General features: G+C 72.0%; 15 protein-coding genes. 11 read left to right on the forward strand and 4 right to left on the reverse strand.

From position 1 onward, the window contains the following. The first annotated feature begins 64 nt into the window (after window positions 1-64). The 3 genes from ACIRVH_RS22285 to ACIRVH_RS22295 all read left to right on the forward strand — a co-directional run bounded on the left by ACIRVH_RS22285 (window position 65) and on the right by ACIRVH_RS22295 (window position 5,663). A complete protein-coding gene (locus tag ACIRVH_RS22285) occupies window positions 65-2,917 on the forward strand; it encodes a DEAD/DEAH box helicase (protein WP_403955904.1) in 2,853 nt (950 codons plus the stop codon). Continuing rightward, window positions 2,914-4,197 carry an SWF or SNF family helicase gene (locus ACIRVH_RS22290; protein WP_403955906.1) on the forward strand — a complete coding sequence of 428 codons (1,284 nt, stop codon included), beginning with the start codon at window positions 2,914-2,916 and terminating at the stop codon, window positions 4,195-4,197. Before ACIRVH_RS22285 ends, ACIRVH_RS22290 begins: the two co-directional genes overlap by 4 nt. Before the next feature lie 125 nt (window positions 4,198-4,322). Next, window positions 4,323-5,663: an esterase-like activity of phytase family protein gene (locus ACIRVH_RS22295; RefSeq protein WP_403955908.1), complete on the forward strand. Its 1,341-nt coding sequence runs from the start codon at window positions 4,323-4,325 to the stop codon at window positions 5,661-5,663. Window positions 5,664-5,672: 9 nt separating this feature from the next. Here the strand turns inward: ACIRVH_RS22295 and ACIRVH_RS22300 are convergent, their stop codons facing one another. Both ACIRVH_RS22300 and xylA read right to left on the reverse strand, forming a co-directional pair. After that, window positions 5,673-5,945 (reverse strand): hypothetical protein, encoded by a 273-nt coding sequence (locus ACIRVH_RS22300; RefSeq protein WP_403955910.1) that lies wholly within the window; start codon window positions 5,943-5,945, stop codon window positions 5,673-5,675. Window positions 5,946-6,298: 353 nt separating this feature from the next. After that, on the reverse strand, window positions 6,299-7,465 hold the full coding sequence (gene xylA / locus ACIRVH_RS22305; protein WP_403955912.1) for a xylose isomerase: 1,167 nt from the start codon (window positions 7,463-7,465) through the stop codon (window positions 6,299-6,301). A 207-nt stretch (window positions 7,466-7,672) separates the two neighbouring features. Here xylA and xylB point away from each other — a divergent pair, with 207 nt between their 5' ends. The 7 genes from xylB to adh all read left to right on the forward strand — a co-directional run bounded on the left by xylB (window position 7,673) and on the right by adh (window position 16,844). Then, window positions 7,673-9,118, forward strand: a complete 1,446-nt coding sequence (gene xylB, locus ACIRVH_RS22310) for a xylulokinase (RefSeq protein ID WP_403955914.1) — start codon at window positions 7,673-7,675, stop codon at window positions 9,116-9,118. Window positions 9,119-9,175: 57 nt separating this feature from the next. Further along, on the forward strand, window positions 9,176-10,384 hold the full coding sequence (locus ACIRVH_RS22315) for an ROK family protein (protein ID WP_403955915.1): 1,209 nt from the start codon (window positions 9,176-9,178) through the stop codon (window positions 10,382-10,384). A gap of 244 nt (window positions 10,385-10,628) precedes the next feature. Beyond that, a complete protein-coding gene (locus ACIRVH_RS22320; protein WP_403955917.1) occupies window positions 10,629-12,113 on the forward strand; it encodes an APC family permease in 1,485 nt (494 codons plus the stop codon). A gap of 85 nt (window positions 12,114-12,198) precedes the next feature. Further along, entirely contained in the window at window positions 12,199-13,212 is a 1,014-nt protein-coding gene (locus ACIRVH_RS22325; RefSeq protein ID WP_403955919.1) for an acetamidase/formamidase family protein, read from the forward strand. 62 nt (window positions 13,213-13,274) lie between these two features. Continuing rightward, window positions 13,275-13,877 (forward strand): N-acetylmuramoyl-L-alanine amidase, encoded by a 603-nt coding sequence (locus tag ACIRVH_RS22330; RefSeq protein WP_403955921.1) that lies wholly within the window; start codon window positions 13,275-13,277, stop codon window positions 13,875-13,877. 79 nt (window positions 13,878-13,956) lie between these two features. Then, window positions 13,957-15,264 (forward strand): GAF domain-containing protein, encoded by a 1,308-nt coding sequence (locus ACIRVH_RS22335; RefSeq protein ID WP_403955923.1) that lies wholly within the window; start codon window positions 13,957-13,959, stop codon window positions 15,262-15,264. Between the two features lie 56 nt (window positions 15,265-15,320). Further along, on the forward strand, window positions 15,321-16,844 hold the full coding sequence (gene adh, locus ACIRVH_RS22340) for an aldehyde dehydrogenase (RefSeq protein ID WP_403955925.1): 1,524 nt from the start codon (window positions 15,321-15,323) through the stop codon (window positions 16,842-16,844). A 113-nt stretch (window positions 16,845-16,957) separates the two neighbouring features. Here the strand turns inward: adh and ACIRVH_RS22345 are convergent, their stop codons facing one another. Then, on the reverse strand, window positions 16,958-17,116 hold the full coding sequence (locus tag ACIRVH_RS22345; protein ID WP_403955927.1) for a hypothetical protein: 159 nt from the start codon (window positions 17,114-17,116) through the stop codon (window positions 16,958-16,960). A 71-nt stretch (window positions 17,117-17,187) separates the two neighbouring features. Between ACIRVH_RS22345 and ACIRVH_RS22350 the strand changes: the two genes are divergently transcribed. Continuing rightward, a complete protein-coding gene (locus ACIRVH_RS22350; RefSeq protein WP_403955929.1) occupies window positions 17,188-17,454 on the forward strand; it encodes a hypothetical protein in 267 nt (88 codons plus the stop codon). Here the strand turns inward: ACIRVH_RS22350 and ACIRVH_RS22355 are convergent, their stop codons facing one another. After that, the gene (locus tag ACIRVH_RS22355; protein ID WP_403955930.1) at window positions 17,455-18,447 is read right to left on the reverse strand and encodes a class I SAM-dependent methyltransferase; all 993 of its coding nucleotides are present in this window, start codon (window positions 18,445-18,447) and stop codon (window positions 17,455-17,457) included. Window positions 18,448-18,459 lie beyond the last annotated feature (12 nt).

Raw genomic sequence — 18,459 nt, forward strand, 5'->3', positions numbered from 1 at the left:
CGCCGCGTGCTGTAACCTCGGTCGACCTAAGCAAGTAGTCAAATTTGAGGAGTGCGGCGGAACTGTGCAGAGGACTCCCACGGAAGCATCCTCCGGCCTGTCCGAACTGGCCAGCTGCTGCGCGGTGTTCGTACCGTCCGACCCCGCCCGCGCCGGCCTGATGGCCTTCTGGCGGCCGGACGGCAAGACTCTTCCCGACCTCGCCCAGGGGTCCACCTCGGAGCTGGACCTGGTGGTGCCCGCGCCGGACCGGACCGTCGAGCGGGTACGGGTGCCTGCCCTGCTCCTGCCGGTGCGCGTCGCCCTGCCGGTGCTCATGCGCGCGCGTGCGGAGGCGGGGGTCCACCGGGCCACCGCATTCTGGGGCACGGCCGGCCTGCTGGCCCTGCACCTCCTGGCGCGCGGCCTGCTCCTGCCGGGTCTCTCCTCCGGCGATCACGACGCCTGGCGGATGGGGCCGCTGTCCGCGGGCGATGCGGAGCTGGTCCGCGAACTCGCCGCGGCCATGCCTCCGGAGGCACACGCCGTGCCACTCACGGCCGGTGGGCACCCTCGGCTCCCCGATCCGGAGCGGCTGCTGCGCGCCTTCCTGGACGCGGTCGCCGACACGCTCCCCCGCTCCCCGGCCGCACCGCTCGTGACGGGCGGTGCGGCGTTCGCGGCACGGGAGCCTCAGCATCTGCCCGGCCTGCGCGCGTGGGCCGACGACATCGCCGCCGGCCACGACGCGGGCGTCCGCCTGTCGCTGCGCGTGGAAGCACCCGGTCTGCAGGACGCCGTCAGCGAGGACAACTCCCCCGTGCGGGTCCGAGCGGTGCTCCAAGTGCACGGCGTGAGCGGGGCGGCGGACGTCGCGGACGCCGCCGACCTGTGGGCCGGCTCGGGACCCGCGTGCGACATGTTCGGCCCCCGCGCGCGGGCCGACACGTTGCTGGCACTGCGCCGGGCGGCCCGGGCGTGGCCGCCGCTGACACCGCTGCTCTCCGCCTCCGTGCCCGACGTCTTGGACCTCGCCGACGACGAGATCGCCGAACTTCTGGGTGAGGGCGCCCGGGCACTGGCCGCCGCGGGAGTCGACGTGCGCTGGCCGAAGGAGCTGTCGCGTGAGCTGACCGCACACGCGGCCGTCGGCCCGCCGGTCGGGGAGGCCTCGGCTCTGCCGTCGTTCCTCTCGGCAGACGCCTTGCTCTCCTTCCGCTGGTGGTTCGCGCTGGGCGGGCGCGAGCTGTCGCGCGAGGAACTGGACCGGCTCGCCCAGGCCAAGCGCCCCCTCGTGCGGCTGCGCGACCGATGGGTGCTGGTCGACCCGCGGGCGGCGGACCGCGCCCGTAGCCGGCAGGACCGCTCCATCGCCCCCGTCGAGGCGCTGGCCGCCGGCCTGACGGGCTCGGCCGAGGTCGACGGCCACCGGGTCGACGTACGGCCCACGGGATGGCTGGCGCAGCTGCGAGAGCGGCTCGCGGATCCGGAGACGGGGCAGCCCGTCGTCCCGCCCCCGGCCCTTGCCGCCACCCTGCGGGACTACCAGCTGCGGGGCCTCGGCTGGCTCGCCCGGACCACGGCACTAGGGCTGGGCTGCTGTCTGGCCGACGACATGGGGCTCGGCAAGACGGTCACGCTGATCGCGCTGCACCTGCACCGGCAGACGGACGCCTCGTCGGCCGGCCCCACGCTCGTGGTCTGCCCAGCGTCCCTGCTCGGCAACTGGCACCGCGAGATCGAGAAGTTCGCGCCCGGTGTCCCGGTACGCCGGTTCCACGGATCCGGGCGCGGTCTCGGCTCCTTGGCGGACGGGGAGTTCGTCCTCACGACCTACGGCACCATGCGCCTGGACTCCGAGCGGCTCGCCGAGGTGCCCTGGGGCATGGTCGTCGCCGACGAGGCGCAGCATGTGAAGAACCCGTATGCGGCGACCTCGCGAGCGCTGCGGTCCATCGGCGCACGCGCGCGCGTGGCCCTCTCGGGTACACCGGTGGAGAACAACCTCACGGAACTGTGGGCGATCCTCGACTGGACCACGCCGGGACTGCTCGGCCGCCTCGGCACCTTCCGCGCGCGGTACGCCCTGCCGGTCGAGGGCGGCCGGGATCCCGCCGCCGCGGAGCATCTCGCGCGGCTCGTGCGGCCGTTCCTGCTGCGGCGCCGGAAGTCCGACCCCGGCATCGCCCCGGAACTGCCGCCGAAGACCGAGACCGATCACCCGGTGGCACTGACGCAGGAACAGGCGGGCCTGTACGAGGCGTTGGTCCGGGAGACCCTCGAGCAGATCGCGGACGCCGACGACATGGCCCGTCGGGGCCTGATCGTGAAGCTGCTGACCGGGCTGAAGCAGATCTGCAACCACCCGGCGCAGTTCCTCAAGGAGGACGACCCGAGGCTCACGGGACGCTCCGGCAAGCTGGAGCTGCTGGACGAACTGCTCGACACCATCCTCGCGGAGGACTCCAGCGTCCTGGTCTTCACACAGTACGTACGGATGGCCCGCCTGCTCGAACGGCATCTGACGGCCCGCGGGGTGCCTTCGCAGCTCCTGCACGGCGGCACCCCGGTCGCCGAGCGCGAGGCACTGGTGCGCCGCTTCCAGGCGGGCGACGTGCCGGTGTTCCTGCTCTCTCTGAAGGCCGCAGGAACGGGCCTGAACCTCACGCGGGCCGAGCATGTCGTGCACTACGACCGCTGGTGGAACCCGGCGGTCGAGGCACAGGCCACCGACCGCGCGTACCGCATCGGGCAGACCCGCCCGGTGCAGGTGCACCGGCTGATCGCCGAGGGGACCGTCGAGGACCGCATCGCCGAAATGCTCGGGCGCAAGCGGGAACTGGCGGATGCCGTGCTCGGCGCGGGCGAGGCGGCACTGACGGAACTGACGGACGCGGAACTGGCCGCACTGGTGGAACTTCGCGGGGAGGCACGATGAACCACTACGCCGATGAGCACGGCCGTGGCCCGGAGCGCACGTTCGCAGCGTTGCCGCCCGCGCGCGGGCGCGGATTCGCACAGACCTGGTGGGGCCGCGCCTGGCTGGGGGCGCTGGAGGAGGCGGCACTGGACTCGGCCGCTGTGAAGACGGGGCGCCGACTCGCGCGCGGGGGCGGCGTCGGCGCGGTGACGGTACGGCCGGGCCGGGTCACCGCCGTCGTACGCGATCCGAAGGGCGCGGCGCACCGGGCCGACGTCCTGGTGCCGGAACTCTCCGAGGAACAGTGGGTCGGTTTTCTGGACCTGGCCGTGGAGCAGGCGGGACACCTGGCCGCGCTCCTCGACGGGGAACTGCCCTCGCATCTGATCGAGGACGCGGCGGTCAGGGGCATCGAACTCCTGCCGGGGCTGGGCGATCTGGAACCCGAGTGCGACTGCGACGCTTGGGACCACTGCGGGCACACCGCTGCACTGTGCCATCAGGTGGCGCGTCTGCTGGACAAGGATCCGTTCGTGCTCGTGCTCATGCGGGGCCGGGCGCGGAGCGCGTTCCTGGAGGACCTGCATCTGCGGAACGCGGCCTCCCCGGACGAGTCCGCCGAGGCGGAGGGCGTGGACGCGGCGGAGGCCTGGGCGGCCGCCGACATCCTGCCTCCGCTGCCGGCTCTGCCCAGCCTCCTGGGGACCCCCGGCGAACCGCCGTCCTTCGGGTCCGAGACGGCTCAGGCGCCGTCCGGGATCGACACCGCGGCGCTGGAGCACCTGGCCGGGCGAACGGCCGTCGAAGCCCACCGCATGGTCGGACAGAGCCTCGGCGCCAACGGAGAGCCGGACTTGGGGCTGACGGTCTCTCAGGACGCCGTACGGCTCGCCGAAGGCGCCGCTCCGGATGCCGTCTCGGACCGGCTCGCCGAAGGGTCGGTGCGGGGCGTCGACGGGCTGGCGACGGCCGTTCGGGCCTGGCGTGTCGGAGGTGCGGCGGCCCTGGCCGTGCTCGACGAGGAGTGGCAGGTGGAGGGCGCAGCGCTCGCACGCGCGCGTGCGGTCCTGGAGACGGCCTGGGAGGAGGGCGAGCGGCCGTCGTTCCGGCCGGTCGGCAACCGCTGGACCGTCCCGGCCGAAGGAGTTCAGCTGCGCCTCGGCCAGGAGGGCCGCTGGTGGCCTTACCGCGAGGAGGGCGGGCGCTGGGTTCCGGCGGGCGGCGCGGACCGGGATCCGGCGACGGCACTGGCCACGGCCCGGCTCGGGCTGGAGGGCCAGTCGTACGCGGGCACTTGACGGACTGTCAGTCCGTAGCGATGGCGACCCGTGGTGGACGCCACTTGTTCACCCCGAGGTCGTGCGACGTTCCTCCTGGGGGCCAAATCTGGCCGCAGTCAACGAACTTGCCCCCAGGAGGCCAGATGTCCCCGCACGCCACCGGCCGGCGCCGTGTCCACCGATCCGTCACCACGGGCCTGCCTCTGGCCCTGGCCGCCGCCCTCGTGGCCGCGGGGACGGCCACGGCGGCGCCGTCCGGGGACGCCCGTGCCATCCGCACGGCGACCCTCGGGGAGATCCCGCTCGGTGCGTTCAGCAACGCGCTGCTCCCCGGCAGCGTGGACGACGACCACGGAGTGGACCTCGGGGGCATCGGCAGCGACATTTACCCGGCCGGCCGCAAGGGCGAGTACTGGACCGTGACCGACCGCGGCCCCAACGGTCAGATCAAGGTGGACGGCAAGAAGCGCCGGACGTTCCCGGTGCCGGGATTCGACCCCGCTATCGTGAAGATCCGGGTCTCCGGGGACGACATCGAGGTGATCGACGCGATCCCGATCACCACGTCCTCGGGGAAGGCCGTCACCGGGCTGCCCGACCAGAAGAGCCGCGACGAGGCGCCGTACACCTACGACGCCACGTCCCCGCTGTCGTACAACCCGAACGGTCTGGACACCGAGGGCATCGTGCGGGCCGGGGACGGGTCCTTCTGGCTCGTGGACGAGTACGGCCCCTCGCTCATCCACGTCTCCGCACGCGGGCAGGTGCTCACTCGTTACGTACCCAAGGGACTGAACCTGACCGGCGCCGACTACCCGGTGGTGGAGGCGCTGCCGTCCGTCCTGCTGCACCGGAAGATCAACCGCGGTTTCGAGGGGCTGGAGCAGCTGCCCTGTGGCGACCTGGTGATAGCCCTGCAGAGCCCGCTCTCGCTGCCCGACACGGCCGCCGGGGAGGCCTCGCGCACGACGCGCCTGCTGCGTTTCTCACCGCGGAAGCAGGCCGTCACCGCGGAGTACGCCTACCGCTTCGACCCGGTGAACGTCGTCGACCCCAGCGAGGACGACACCTCCGAGCTGAAGATCTCCTCGGTGGTGGCCGTCGGCGGCGACCGTCTGCTGGTGGAGGAGCGGACCGACAAGGCGGCCCGGCTGCAGTTGGTCAGGCTGGGGCAGAAGGCCGACATCCTCGGCGGCCCCTGGGACGACGACACGACGTCTCCGTCGCTGGAGCAGCTGGACGACCCGGCCGCGGCCGGCGTGCCGGTGCTGAGCAAGCGGCTCGTCGTCGACCTGGGCAAGGTGAGCGGTGTGCCGGGGAAGATCGAGGGCATCGCGCGCGTGGGCCACGACACGCTCGCGCTCATCAACGACAACGACTTCGGGATGACCGACGGAGCGGGCGCGTTCGACGCCCAGGGCCGCCTCGTCGACAGCGGGATCAAGACGACCCTGACCTACGTCCGGCTGCCCGAAGGCCTGTGAGAGGCGCTTTCACGGCAGTTCGTCGGAGAGCGAGGGCAGGATCGACTCCAGGTCGCTCGGCAGTGTGCTCGGGAAACCTGACGGGAGCTCGGTCGGCAGCCGCGAAGGCAGCCGGCTGGGCAGCTCGGTGGGAAGGCTGAAGGAGGGCCGGGGAGAGCGGCTTGTGCTCGTGCCGCTCTCCTTCGGCGCCTTCTCGTCCCCCGAGCCGTGCTTCCCGGAGGCCATCAGCACCACGACGAGGACGGCCGCGGCGGCCACGAGGAGGGCCAGGACGGCGAACAACGGGCCGCGGCCCCGCCGCGAAGGCTCGGGAGGCCATGAACGGTCCGGCTCACCCGGAGGGGGCGGTCCGAAACCGCCCTGCGGCGGCCCGAAACCGCCGGGCGGAGGCGGGGTGCCGCCCGGCGGTCCGGGCGGGACGGGAGGTACAGACGGCAGGGACATACCGTCCAGAGTCGCCACCGCCCGGTCATGAGGCCACCCGCGCACGGAAGCTGATACCGGCTCATGTCGCGGACCGCACGATTCCGCCGCATCGCCCTGAGGGCGGTCAGCCCCCGTCGGAGCCACCGAATTCGACGAGCACGCGCGCGTGCGGGCCGCTCGGAAACGGCCCCCCACGCGCGCGTGCGCACTCAGCCCCGTGCGCCCAGCAGGTGGTCCATGGCCAGCTGGTCGAGCTGTTCGAAGGCCATACCGCGCGCGGCGGCCGCCTCCGCGTCGAAGTCCTCGAAGGCCGTGCGGTCGGCGAGCAGGGCCTGCAGGCCGTCCGCGGCGGTCGGCTGGGCCAGCTGATCCAGGCGGGAGGCACGCAGCGCGTCCCGGACCTCCGGGTCGGCGCGGAAGGCGGCCGACCGCTCCTTCAGGATGAGGTAGTTGCGCATACAGCCGGCCGCCGACGCCCACACGCCGTCGAGGTCCTCGGTCCGCGGCGGCTTGAAGTCGAAGTGGCGGGGCCCTTCGTAACCGGCGCTCTCCAGGAGGTCCACGAGCCAGAAGGCGGCACGCAGGTCGCCGGCGCCGAACCGCAGGTCCTGGTCGTACTTGATGCCGGACTGCCCGTTGAGGTCGATGTGGAAGAGCTTCCCGGCCCACAGGGCCTGCGCGATGCCGTGCGGGAAGTTGAGCCCGGCCATCTGCTCGTGACCCACCTCGGGGTTGACGCCGTACAGCTCGGGGCGCTCCAGGCGCTCGATGAAGGCCAGCGCGTGACCGACGGTGGGCAGCAGGATGTCGCCGCGCGGCTCGTTCGGCTTGGGCTCGATGGCGAAGCGGATGTCGTAGCCCTGGGAGGTGACGTACTCACCCAGGAGGTCGAACGCCTCCTTCATCCGGTCGAGGGCCGTGCGCACATCCTTGGCGGCGCCGGACTCGGCGCCCTCACGGCCGCCCCAGGCGACATACGTCCTGGCGCCCAGCTCGACGGCGAGATCGATGTTCCGGATCGTCTTGCGCAGCGCGTAGCGGCGGACGTCGCGGTCGTTGGCGGTGAAGGCGCCGTCCTTGAAGACGGGGTGCGTGAAGAGGTTCGTGGTGGCCATCGGGACGGTCATGCCGGTCGCGTCCAGGGCCTGGCGGAAGCGCTTGATGTGCGACTCGCGCTCGGTGTCCGTGGCCCCGAAGGGGATCAGGTCGTCGTCATGGAAGGTCACCCCGTGAGCGCCGAGCTCGGCCAGCCGCTGCACCGTCTCGACCGGGTCGAGGGCGCGGCGGGTGGCGTCGCCGAACGGGTCCCTTCCCTGCCAGCCGACGGTCCACAGGCCGAAGGTGAACCTGTCCTCGGGGGTGGGCTGGTAGCTCATGCCGCGACTCCTTGCTGCGTACGACTATTTCGTCATGGCCGTTTACAAATTAGTATGCCGACGCACCTCTGGGAAGAGACAAGGTGTGTCTTCGACGACAAGGAGTCTTCGACGAATGTCGTTGACCCGCGCCGTCGACCGATGTCGTTGACAGAAGTCTTGCCAGCTCACAGCACATCCCGCGCAGCCGCGGAAGAGGAGAACCCGATGTCAGCAGCCGAGGGACCGCTCGTCGTCGGCGTGGACACATCCACCCAGTCCACGAAGGCGCTGGTCGTCGACGCGGCCACCGGGGAGGTCGTGGCGAGCGGCCAGGCGCCGCACACCGTGTCCTCCGGTGCGGGCCGGGAGAGTGATCCACGCCAGTGGTGGGACGCCCTGTGCGAGGCTCTGCGCCAGTGCGGTGAGCCCGCGCACGAGGCGGCCGCGGTGTCCGTCGGCGGCCAGCAGCACGGCCTGGTCACCCTGGACGAGCGGGGCGAGCCGGTACGTCCGGCACTGCTCTGGAACGACGTCCGCTCGGCGCCGCAGGCCCGCAGGCTCGTCGAGGAGCTGGGCGGCCCGAAGGGCTGGGCGGAGCGCACCGGCAGCGTGCCCGGAGCGTCGTTCACGGTCACGAAGTGGGCGTGGCTGGCCGAGCACGAGCCGGAGGCGGTCCGTGCCACCAGGGCGGTGCGGCTCCCCCACGACTACCTCACCGAGCGCATGACCGGACAGGGCACGACGGACCGCGGCGACGCCTCCGGCACCGGCTGGTGGGCGTCCGGGACGGAGGCGTACGACGAGGAGACGCTGGCGCACGTGGGCCTCGACCCGGCGCTGCTGCCCCGGGTGGTGCGGACCGGCGAGGTCGCAGGCACCGTACGCGAGCACCACGACCTGCCGTTCTCCAAGGGCACCCTGGTGGCGCCGGGCACCGGGGACAACGCGGCCGCGGCGCTGGGTCTCGGCCTGCGGCCGGGCACGCCGGTGCTGAGCCTCGGCACGTCGGGCACCGTGTACGCCGTCTCCAAGCACCGCCCCGCCGATCCGACGGGCACGGTGGCGGGCTTCGCGGACGCGCACGCGGACTGGCTGCCCCTGGCCTGCACCCTGAACTGCACCCTCGCCGTGGACCGCGTCGCCGCGCTGCTGGGCCTGGACCGGGAGGCCATCGAGCCCGGCACCTCCGTCACCCTGCTGCCGTACCTGGACGGCGAGCGCACTCCGAACCTGCCGAACGCCTCCGGCCTGCTGCACGGACTGCGGCACGACACCACCGCAGGCCAGCTGCTGCAGGCGGCCTACGACGGCGCGGTGCACGCGCTGCTCGGCGCGCTCGACCTGGTCCTCGACCAGGACGCGGACCGCACCACCCCGCTGCTGCTGATCGGCGGCGGAGCCCGGGGCAGGGCCTGGCAGCAGACGGTACGGCGGCTGTCGGGGCGGCCGGTCCAGATCCCGGAGGCCAGGGAGCTGGTCGCCCTCGGAGCCGCGGCGCAGGCCGCGGGCCTGCTCACCGGCGAGGACCCGGGCGCGGTGGCCCGCCGCTGGAACACGGCCGCGGGCCCGGTGCTGGACGCGGTGGAGCGGGACGAGGCGACGCTGGCCCGGATCAGCGGGGTACTCTCCGACGCGGCCCCACTGCTGGAGCGGGGGCCGGAATCCCGCTGAGCCCAGCCCCCGCACCCGAGCTGAGCCCGGCCGCAGACACCGAGGATTGACCAGGGCATGACCGCATCGCCGCACGAGGGCCTTCCGCCCGGTACCGGACGCTCTCTGCCGGACACCCAGCAGGGCATGCGCCGGCGCAACCTCGCCCGGGTGATGCACGCCGTCAGCGCGGAGGGCCCGCTGTCGCGGGCCGCGGTCGCCTCGCACATCGGCCTGACGCGAGCGGCGGTGTCGACCCTCGTGGACGAGCTGATCCGCTGGGGGCTGCTGGAGGAACTGGGCCCGGAACGGCCGGGCCGGGTGGGCCGCCCCGGATCCGCGCTCGCGGTGAGCGGGCACGGTCCCGCCGGCATCGGGGCCGAGATCGGCGTCGACCACCTCGCGGTGTGCGCGGTCGACCTGCGCGGCGCGGTCCGCGCCCGGGCCGTGCGGCACGGCGCGAACCGGGGCCGCGCCCCGGGACCGGTGATCGAGGAGCTGACGGCGCTGGTCCGCCGCGTCGTGGCCGAGGCGGAACGGGAGGGGCTGTGGCCCGCCGGTCTCGCGGTCGCCGTACCCGGACTGGTGGCGCGGGACGGCCGCACGGTCGTACGCGCCCCGAACCTCGACTGGAACGACACGGACCTCGGCCCGCTGCTGCCCGGCGGCCTGCCCGTGACCGTGGACAACGAGGCCAACTTCGGTGCCCTGGCCGAGTTGTGGCTCGGCGCCGGCACCCCACGCGACTTCCTGCATGTGTCGGCCGAGATCGGCATCGGCGCCGCGGTCGTCGTGGACGGGCAACTGCTGCGCGGCACACGGGGGTTCGCGGGCGAGCTGGGTCATGTGCCCGTCCGCCCTGACGGACCCGCCTGCCCGTGCGGGGGGCGTGGGTGCCTGGAGCAGTACGCCGGCGAGGAGGCGGTGCTGCGCGCGGCCGGGCTGGAGCCGAAGGAGGACCTGGTCGGCCTGCTCGCGGGACGAGCGGAGGAGGGCGACGAGGCCGTACGGCGGGCGCTGCACGATGCCGGCACGGCGCTCGGCATCGCCCTGACCGGGGCGGTCAATCTGCTCGACCCCGAGACGGTCGTCCTCGGCGGGGCCCTCGCCGGCCTCTCCCCCTGGCTCCTGCCGTCGCTGGAGGCCGAGTTGACGGGCCGTACGGCGGGACCGGCCTGCCCAGTGTCGGTGTCCGGACTGGGGTCCGAGGGCCCGCTCCTCGGCGCCGCCCACTCGGTCGTCCGGGCCGCTCTCGACGATCCGGCGGCGGTGGCCGAACGGCCCTGACGGCTCGCTGCCGGGTGGGCCCGAACGCTCAGGTGACGGCCAGGTCTCACTCGATCGGGTGGCTGAGTTGTCCACAGTCCGCCGGTTGTCCACGGAACCGCGGCGCACCCTTCTGCCCAACTCCCCCGCGCCGTACCGTGATTCACGCGAGGCGCAGCCGCACTGCCTGTCCGGCGGAGCGCTCGCGTGACGAGGGGATGCACACGCGTCGAGTGACAGCCGGCTGACACGGATCGGGGGAGACATGCACGCGGAGACGACCGGGACGCTGCGGCGGGACGCCATCGGGCTGCGCGAGGTCCTGTTCCAGAGCATCACGGCGATGGCGCCGGCCGCCGCCGTGGCCGCCTCGATCCCCGCGGGCGCCGCCTTCGCCGGCGGCAGTCTGCCGCTGGCCGTGCTGATCGCCCTGGTGGCCTGCCTGTTCACCGCGTCCTGCGTGGCCGAGCTGGCACGGGAGCTGCCCGCGGCCGGTTCGGTGGCCACCTACGCGGCGCGCGGGCTGCACCCTGCCGTCGGGTTCCTCGTCGGCTGGGGTTACGTGTTCGTGGAGACGCTGGTCCCGCCGCTGCTCCTCCTGCAGCTGGGCTTCACCACAGCGGGAACGCTGCACGAGGAGTGGCCCTCGTATCCGGCGGACATGTGGTGGCCGTGGTCGCTGGCGGGCGCCGCCGTGATCGCCGTCGCCGGCTACCTCGGTGTCCGCGCCTCGGCCCGCTTCGGCACCGTCCTCGGGATCTTCGAAATCCTGGTCTTCCTGGTGTTCGCGGTCTGGCTGGTCGGCAGGGCGGGCGACGCCAACACCCTCTCGGTCTTCGGCACGTCACACACCGCGGACGGGTACTCCGGGATCAGCGGAGTCTTCGCCGGGTCCGTGTACACGGTCCTCGCGTTCGCCGGGTTCGAGGCTGCGGCGCCGCTCGCGGAGGAGACGCGCGACCCGGGCCGGACCATGCACCGCGCGGTCCTCGGAGCGGCCCTCGGCATCGGGCTGTTCTACGTGGTCACGACCTACGCCATGACCGTCTACTTCGGCCCGGACCGCCTCGCGAGGTTCGGCACGTCGGGGACCGCCTCCTGGGAGGGCGTGGCCCGGGCCTCGTTCGGCCTGTTCTGGGTGCTGGTGTTCCTGGCGGTGGTCAACTCGACGATCGCCAACGCCAACGCGTGCGCCAACGTCTCGACCCGTACGGCCTTCGCCCTGGCCCGCATCCGCGTCCTGCCCCATGTGCTCGCCACGCTCCATCCCCGGCATCGCTCCCCCGTGGTGGGTATCGCGGTGCAGACCGTCGTCGCGGTCGGCGCCCTACTGGGGCTCGGCCTCGCCTACGACCCGGTGACCGCGTTCCTGCTCCTCGCCACGGTGATCGTCACGGTCGTCGTCGGCGTCTACATCGTCGTGAACCTCGCCTGTGCGGGTTACTTTCTGCGAGGGGGCCGCGAGGCGCTCAAGCCGGTGAGGCATCTGCTCTTCCCACTGCTGGGCATCGCCGCGTTCGTCCCTGCACTGCTGACGGCCGCCGGGATCCCGGTGTTCGACTTCGTGACCGAGCTCTCGGCGCCGGTCTCGTACGCGGGTCCGGTCGTCGGCGTCTGGATGGCGACCGGCGGGGTGGTGCTGCTGGTGCTGATACGGCGTCACCCCGAGCGAATAGCCGAGACCGCTCGGGTGCACGCCGAGGAACCCGACACGGCCGGACACCGGCAGGACGGAGCAGTGCCTCACTGACCGTTCCGGCGAGCCGCCCCACCGGGAGGCCGACGGGGACCGATTCTCACCTCATGACCGCCGCACCGAAAGGAACGACGCCACGATGCCCGACCCCCGCATCCTGACCGTGCGCCCGGAACCGGACGAGTACGCCTGGACGTTCGGCGGTGCTCCCCCGATGGCCCGGATCGAGCCCGGAACGGTTCTCGACCTCTACACCGAGGACTGCTTCGCCGGCCGGGTGCGGTCCGAGAAGGACCTCGTCTCCGAGGTCTGCGAGTTTCCCTTCCTGAATCCGCAGACCGGGCCCTTCCACATCGAGGGCGCCGAGCCCGGCGACACCGTGGCCGTCCACTTCGTGTCCGTCGAGCCGGCCCGGGACTGGGCCGCTTCGACCACGGTCCCTCTCTTCGGCGCGCTCACCTCGACGCACGCCACGGCCACGCTGCAGCCGCCGTTGCCGGAGCGGGTCTGGATCTGGCAGCTGGACCGCACCCGGCGCACCGCCCTCTTCCGCGCACAGGACAGCGACCTCGAACTGGAGCTGCCCCTCGACCCGATGCACGGCACGGTGGGGGTGGCCCCCGCCAATCTGGAGGTACGTTCGGCCCTGGTCCCGGACGCGCACGGCGGGAACATGGACACGCCCGAGATGCGGGCCGGCGTCACCTGCTATCTGGGGGTCAATGTCGAGGGCGCCCTGCTCAGTCTCGGTGACGGACACGCGCGGCAGGGCGAGGGCGAGACCTGCGGGGTCGCCGTGGAGTGCGCGATGAACACCGTGGTGATCGTCGACCTCCTCAAGGACGTCGCCACGCCCTGGCCCCGGCTGGAATCGGACACGCATCTCATCTCGACCGGATCGGCGCGCCCGCTGGAGGACGCGTTCCGGATATCGCAGCTTGACCTGGTGCAGTGGCTGGTGCGCGACTACGGCTTCAGTGAGCTGGACGCGTACCAGTACGCAACCCAGGCGGTCGAATCGCCGTTGGCCAACGTGTGCGACACCAACTACACGTGCGTGGCCAAGCTCCGCAAGGAGTGGTTGCCCGCGCGGGAGACCTACCGCGGCATGCACGCGCGGCTGCGGGAGACGGCGCGGACGCTCGGCCGCTGACACCCCATCAGTCGCACAAGCATGTGACGCCCCCCACACCCGTTCCTGAAAGGCAGCCGACGATGGACACGAACCGGCCCGGACCGCAGCTCAGCAGGCGACGGATCCTGAAAGGCGCGGCTCTCGCCGCCGTCCCCTACTCGCTGCTCCCCGACGCCCGCGCCGGTGCGGAGGGAGCCGTCGACTACCCTCCGGCCGAGTGGCAGCCGGCGACCACCGGTAACTACACCTCGTCCGACCGCCCCGACGACTACACCATCGACCGTGTGATCATCCATGTCACGCAGGAGACGTACATGGACACGCTGGCCATCTTCCAGAACCCGCAGAAGAAGGTGTCCACGCACTATGTGGTCCGCTCGGCCGACGGGCACATCGCGCAGTGCGTGCACGAGGCCGACATCGCCTGGCACGCGGGCAACTGGGACTACAACACCCGCAGCATCGGCATCGAGCACGAGGGCTGGGTGGACCAGCCCGCCTTCTTCACCGACGCCCTCTACGAGCAGTCCGCGCAGCTGACGGCAGCCATCTGCGCCAGGTACGACATCCCCAGGGACAGGGAGCACATCATCGGCCACTACCAGGTGCCGGGCACCGATCACACCGATCCGGGACCGTACTGGGACTGGGTCCGCTACATCAGACTGGTCAATTTCGCCTAGGCGGACGTCGAACAGGTTGTCCGCACGAACACGGCGCGTGACGATGGTCCCAGCCGTTTCACCGTCCGGGGAGGGCAAGTTGACCGATCCGTGGGTGGCCCTGGAGCCGGGTGCCGACCCCGCCGAGCGAGTCCGGGCTCTGCGCCGGGCGCACGACACGTTCACGACGGCCGGCACGGTGCCGCGCCCGGTGCGCACCGTGGTGGCCGAGTCCTGGCGGCGCAGCGCGCGAGCCGGTGTGGGGCCGGACGGCACGGCGAGCGTGGAGCTGACCGACGGCGACCTCGGCGCCTACCGGGCCGAGCACCCGCTGGCCCGGGTGATGCCGCTGGTCAGGGAGCTGATGGGCACGTTCGCCGCCGACGGCGAGCATCTGCTGGCGGTGTGCGACGCACACGGAAGGCTGCTGTGGGTCGAGGGGCATCCGGCGACCCGGCGCCTGGCGGACCGGATGAACTTCGTGCCCGGGGCGCGCTGGTCGGAGACGGCCGTCGGCACCAACGCGCCGGGTACCGCGGTCGCCCTGGACCGGCCGGTGCAGGTGTTCGCGGCGGAGCACTTCATACGGCGGGTGCAGCCGTGGACGTGTGCAGCGGCGCCGGTGCACGATCCGCACACCGGCCGGGTCCTCGGCGCCGTCGACATCACCGGCGGCGACGGGCTGGCGCATCCGCACAGTCTGGGCTTCGTGCAGGCGGTGGCGCGAGCCGCCGAGTCCCAGCTCGCGTTGCTCACCCCGCCCCGGCGTGCCGAGGACGCCGCGATGCTGAGCGTGCTGGGCCGTGACGAGGCCGAGCTCCGGCTGGACGGCCACCGGATCAGGCTCAGCCGCCGGCACAGCGAGATCCTGGTCCTCCTCGGCCGCCGTCCCGAGGGACTGACCGGCGACGAGCTGCTGTGTGCGCTGTATGCGGACGAGTCGGTGACCCCGGTGACACTGCGTGCCGAACTGGCCCGGCTGAGAAGGCTGTTGGGACCTGGACTGCTCGCCTCACGGCCGTACCGGCTGACGGCGGCGGTCGAGTCCGACGCCGGCGTGGTGGAGCGTCGGCTGGAGACGGGTGCGCTGACATCCGCGGTGGAGGCGTACGCAGGCCCGCTGCTGCCGGGTTCACAGGCCCCGGCGGTGGTGCGGCTCCGGCGCCGTCTCGCAGACGGTCTGCGGGCGGCCCTGATCACCCACAGCGACCCCGATCTGCTCGCCGACTGGGCGCACGCCCCGTGGGGTGAGGACGACCTGGAGGTGTGGCGGGCGCTCGCGGCGGTACGGCCGTCGGCGCCGGTGCGGGCCAGGCTGGCGGCGTTGGAGGCCGAGCTGGCCGTACCGACTCACCGGCCACCGCCGCCGATCGGCGGCGCAACGTACTTGCAACGTCCGCCCGCCTAGCCTCGCGCCGCGAGCTGCCCAACGGCGGGCAGCGCTTCACCGGGAGGCAGACCAGCATGACCCGTTACGCGGCGCCCGGCACCGAGGGCGCGATCGTCTCCTACCAGGCGCGCTACGACCACTTCATCGGCGGAGCGTACGTGCCGCCGATGCGCGGGCAGTACTTCGAGAATCCGTCGCCGGTCAACGGGCAGCCGTTCACCGAGATCGCGCGCGGCACCGCGGAGGACGTCGAGCGGGCGCTGGACGCGGCGCACGAGGCCGCGCCCGGGTGGGGTCGTACGTCGGTGACGGAGCGCGCCGACATTCTGCTGAAGATCGCCGACCGCATGGAGGCCTACCTCGAACCCCTCGCGGTGGCCGAGAGCTGGGAGAACGGCAAGCCGGTGCGCGAGACGCTGGCGGCCGACATCCCGCTCGCCATCGACCACTTCCGCTACTTCGCGGGCGTCATCCGGGCGCAGGAGGGCTCGCTGGGCGAGATCGACGACGACACGGTGGCGTACCACTTCCACGAGCCGCTCGGTGTGGTCGCGCAGATCATCCCGTGGAACTTCCCGATCCTGATGGCGACCTGGAAGCTCGCGCCGGCGCTGGCCGCGGGCAACGCGGTCGTCCTCAAGCCGGCCGAGCAGACCCCGGCGTCCATCCACTACTGGATGAGCCTGATCGCCGACCTGCTGCCGCCGGGCGTGGTCAACATCGTCAACGGCTTCGGTGTGGAGGCGGGCAAGCCGCTGGCGTCCAGCCCGCGGGTGGCGAAGGTGGCGTTCACCGGGGAGACCACGACCGGGCGGCTGATCATGCAGTACGCCTCGGAGAACATCAAGCCGGTCACGCTGGAGCTCGGCGGCAAGTCCCCGAACATCTTCTTCGACGACGTGTGGGCCCACGACGACGACTTCCGGGACAAGGCGCTCGAAGGCTTCACCATGTTCGCGCTCAACCAGGGCGAGGTGTGCACCTGTCCCTCGCGGGCGCTCGTCCAGCGCGGCAACTACGCGGAGTTCCTGGAGGCGGCCGTGGCCCGCACTCGGCAGATCAAGCCGGGTCACCCTCTCGACACCGACACGATGATCGGCGCCCAGGCCTCCAACGACCAGCTGGAGAAGATCCTCTCCTACCTGGACATCGGCCGGCAGGAGGGCGCCAAGGTCCTCACCGGCGGCGAACGGGTGGAATACGACGGTGAGTTGAAGGGCGGATACTACGTCCAGCCGACCATCTTCGAGGGCGACAACCGTATGCGGATCTTCCAGGAGGAGATCTTCGGGCCGGTCGTCTCGGTCGCCTCGTTCGACGACTTCGACGACGCCATCAAGATCGCGAACGACACGCTGTACGGCCTCGGCGCGGGCGTGTGGACCCGGGACATCAACACCGCGTACCGCGCGGGCCGCGCGATCCAGGCGGGCCGGGTCTGGACGAACTGCTACCACGCCTACCCCGCGCACGCGGCGTTCGGCGGTTACAAGCAGTCCGGTATCGGCCGCGAGACGCACAAGATGATGCTGGAGCACTACCAGCAGACGAAGAACCTCCTGGTGTCGTACTCACCGAAGAGGCTGGGCTTCTTCTAGAAGCCCGACGGAGGGCGCCCGACCGGAGCAGCTGCCCGGTGGGCGCCCTCTCCGTGTTTGCGCAACCTGTGGACCAGGACGGGGGCCCTGGCCCACTTGGCCGCCAGGCCGATTCAGCGCTCCACCCCATCGAGCTCGACCACAGGGGTGCGGCCCAGGAACTGGATCACGCCGGTGCTCCGGAAGAACTCCTCGTGGGCTGCCCGCCACTGTGCCACGTCGGAGTAGCCACGCCCTTCGGCTCGCGCGAAGTCGTCGTCGATCTCCTTCAAACGACCCGTACGTCGACTTCAAGAGTCGGAAGTTCGTCATGGCCCGTCGGGCGAGGGTACGAAGACCGCTCGTGTCGATCAAGGGACCGCCCGTCGGACCGACCGAGGCCGGTCCGGGCGACCCCCGCTACGAGGCGCTACGCCGGGGGTTCAGCCAGCGTTGGGTCGCCGGCCCCGACCACGTCGTGGTGGCCGCACGCCCTGCCGACGTGATCGCCGCTCTCAACACCCACCTCGCGGGGACGGTGGGGTTCGACTCGCCGCCGCAACGACTCCGGCCCGAGCCGGTGCGGGAAGTACAAGTCCGCCTGCCCCACGGGAATGCTTCTTCGCGGTGATCAGTGTTTCTTCGCGATGAACAGTCGGCCCGTCGGGAACCGGTGCGGCAGACACCGGACGTCCGAGAAGCCCGCCGCCAGCAGCTTTTCGGTCCACTCCTGCTCGTTGAGCAGCCGCCGGCGCATGAACTGCTGGTGGTAGTACGTCACGATCGCGCTGAACCGGCGCTCCCTCGGGTCGGGCACGTACGGCACGGCCTCCGTGAGCGCCATCATGCCGCCCGGCCGCAGCGCGTCCCGGCAGCTGGCCAGGGTCCGGTCGGCGATGTCCTCCTCCTCGGGCATCATGTCGTGGAAGACGAACCCGGCGTGCACCACGTCGGCGTCTTTCACCGGCGTCGGGTCGGTGGCCACCGACTGGATCGACCGCTCGTACACGGTGATCCGGTCGGCCACGCCCGCTCGCTCGGCCGCCAGTTGCGCCTCCCGGCACGCCTCGGCATCCAGGTCGAGCGCCACGGTCGTGGTGTCCTTCAGGGTCAGCATGATCTCGATGAGCAGCCGGGCGGTGCCCGCGCCGAGGTCGGCCACATGGGTGGGACGGGCGTCGAGGATGGTCTGCAGTGCCACGGGATAGAAGCCGAACGAGCCCATCCACTGCGAGCTCACGGCGACCTGCCGGCCGTCGCGGCTGTGCCGCTTGCCGGCGGTCACGCTGTCGGTGAGGAACTCCACCGCGTTCTCCACGAACGGCCGGTTCGCGTTGAGCGCCCAGGACAGGTAGCCGGACTCGTACAGGATCTGCTCGAAGTCCGCCGCCACCTGGTACGTCCCGTCCGACTCGACGATCAGCGCCGCCGAGGTCAGGGCCTCCAGGTAGTTCGCCACGCCCTGCCTCGGCAGCCCGGTCGCCGACACCAGTTGCTCGACGTCGACCCGCTGGCCCTTGTCGATGTGGGGCAGCACCCCGATCCGGTCGCCGATCTCCAACAGTGCTGCCGCTCCCGCCGCGTCCGCTGCCGTCTCGCGGGCCGGGTTCTGGTTCGCAGTCATCTACTGTGTTCC

The organism is Streptomyces sp. NPDC101165 (assembly GCF_044768135.1).
In the GTDB taxonomy this organism is placed as follows: Bacteria; Actinomycetota; Actinomycetes; order Streptomycetales; family Streptomycetaceae; genus Streptomyces.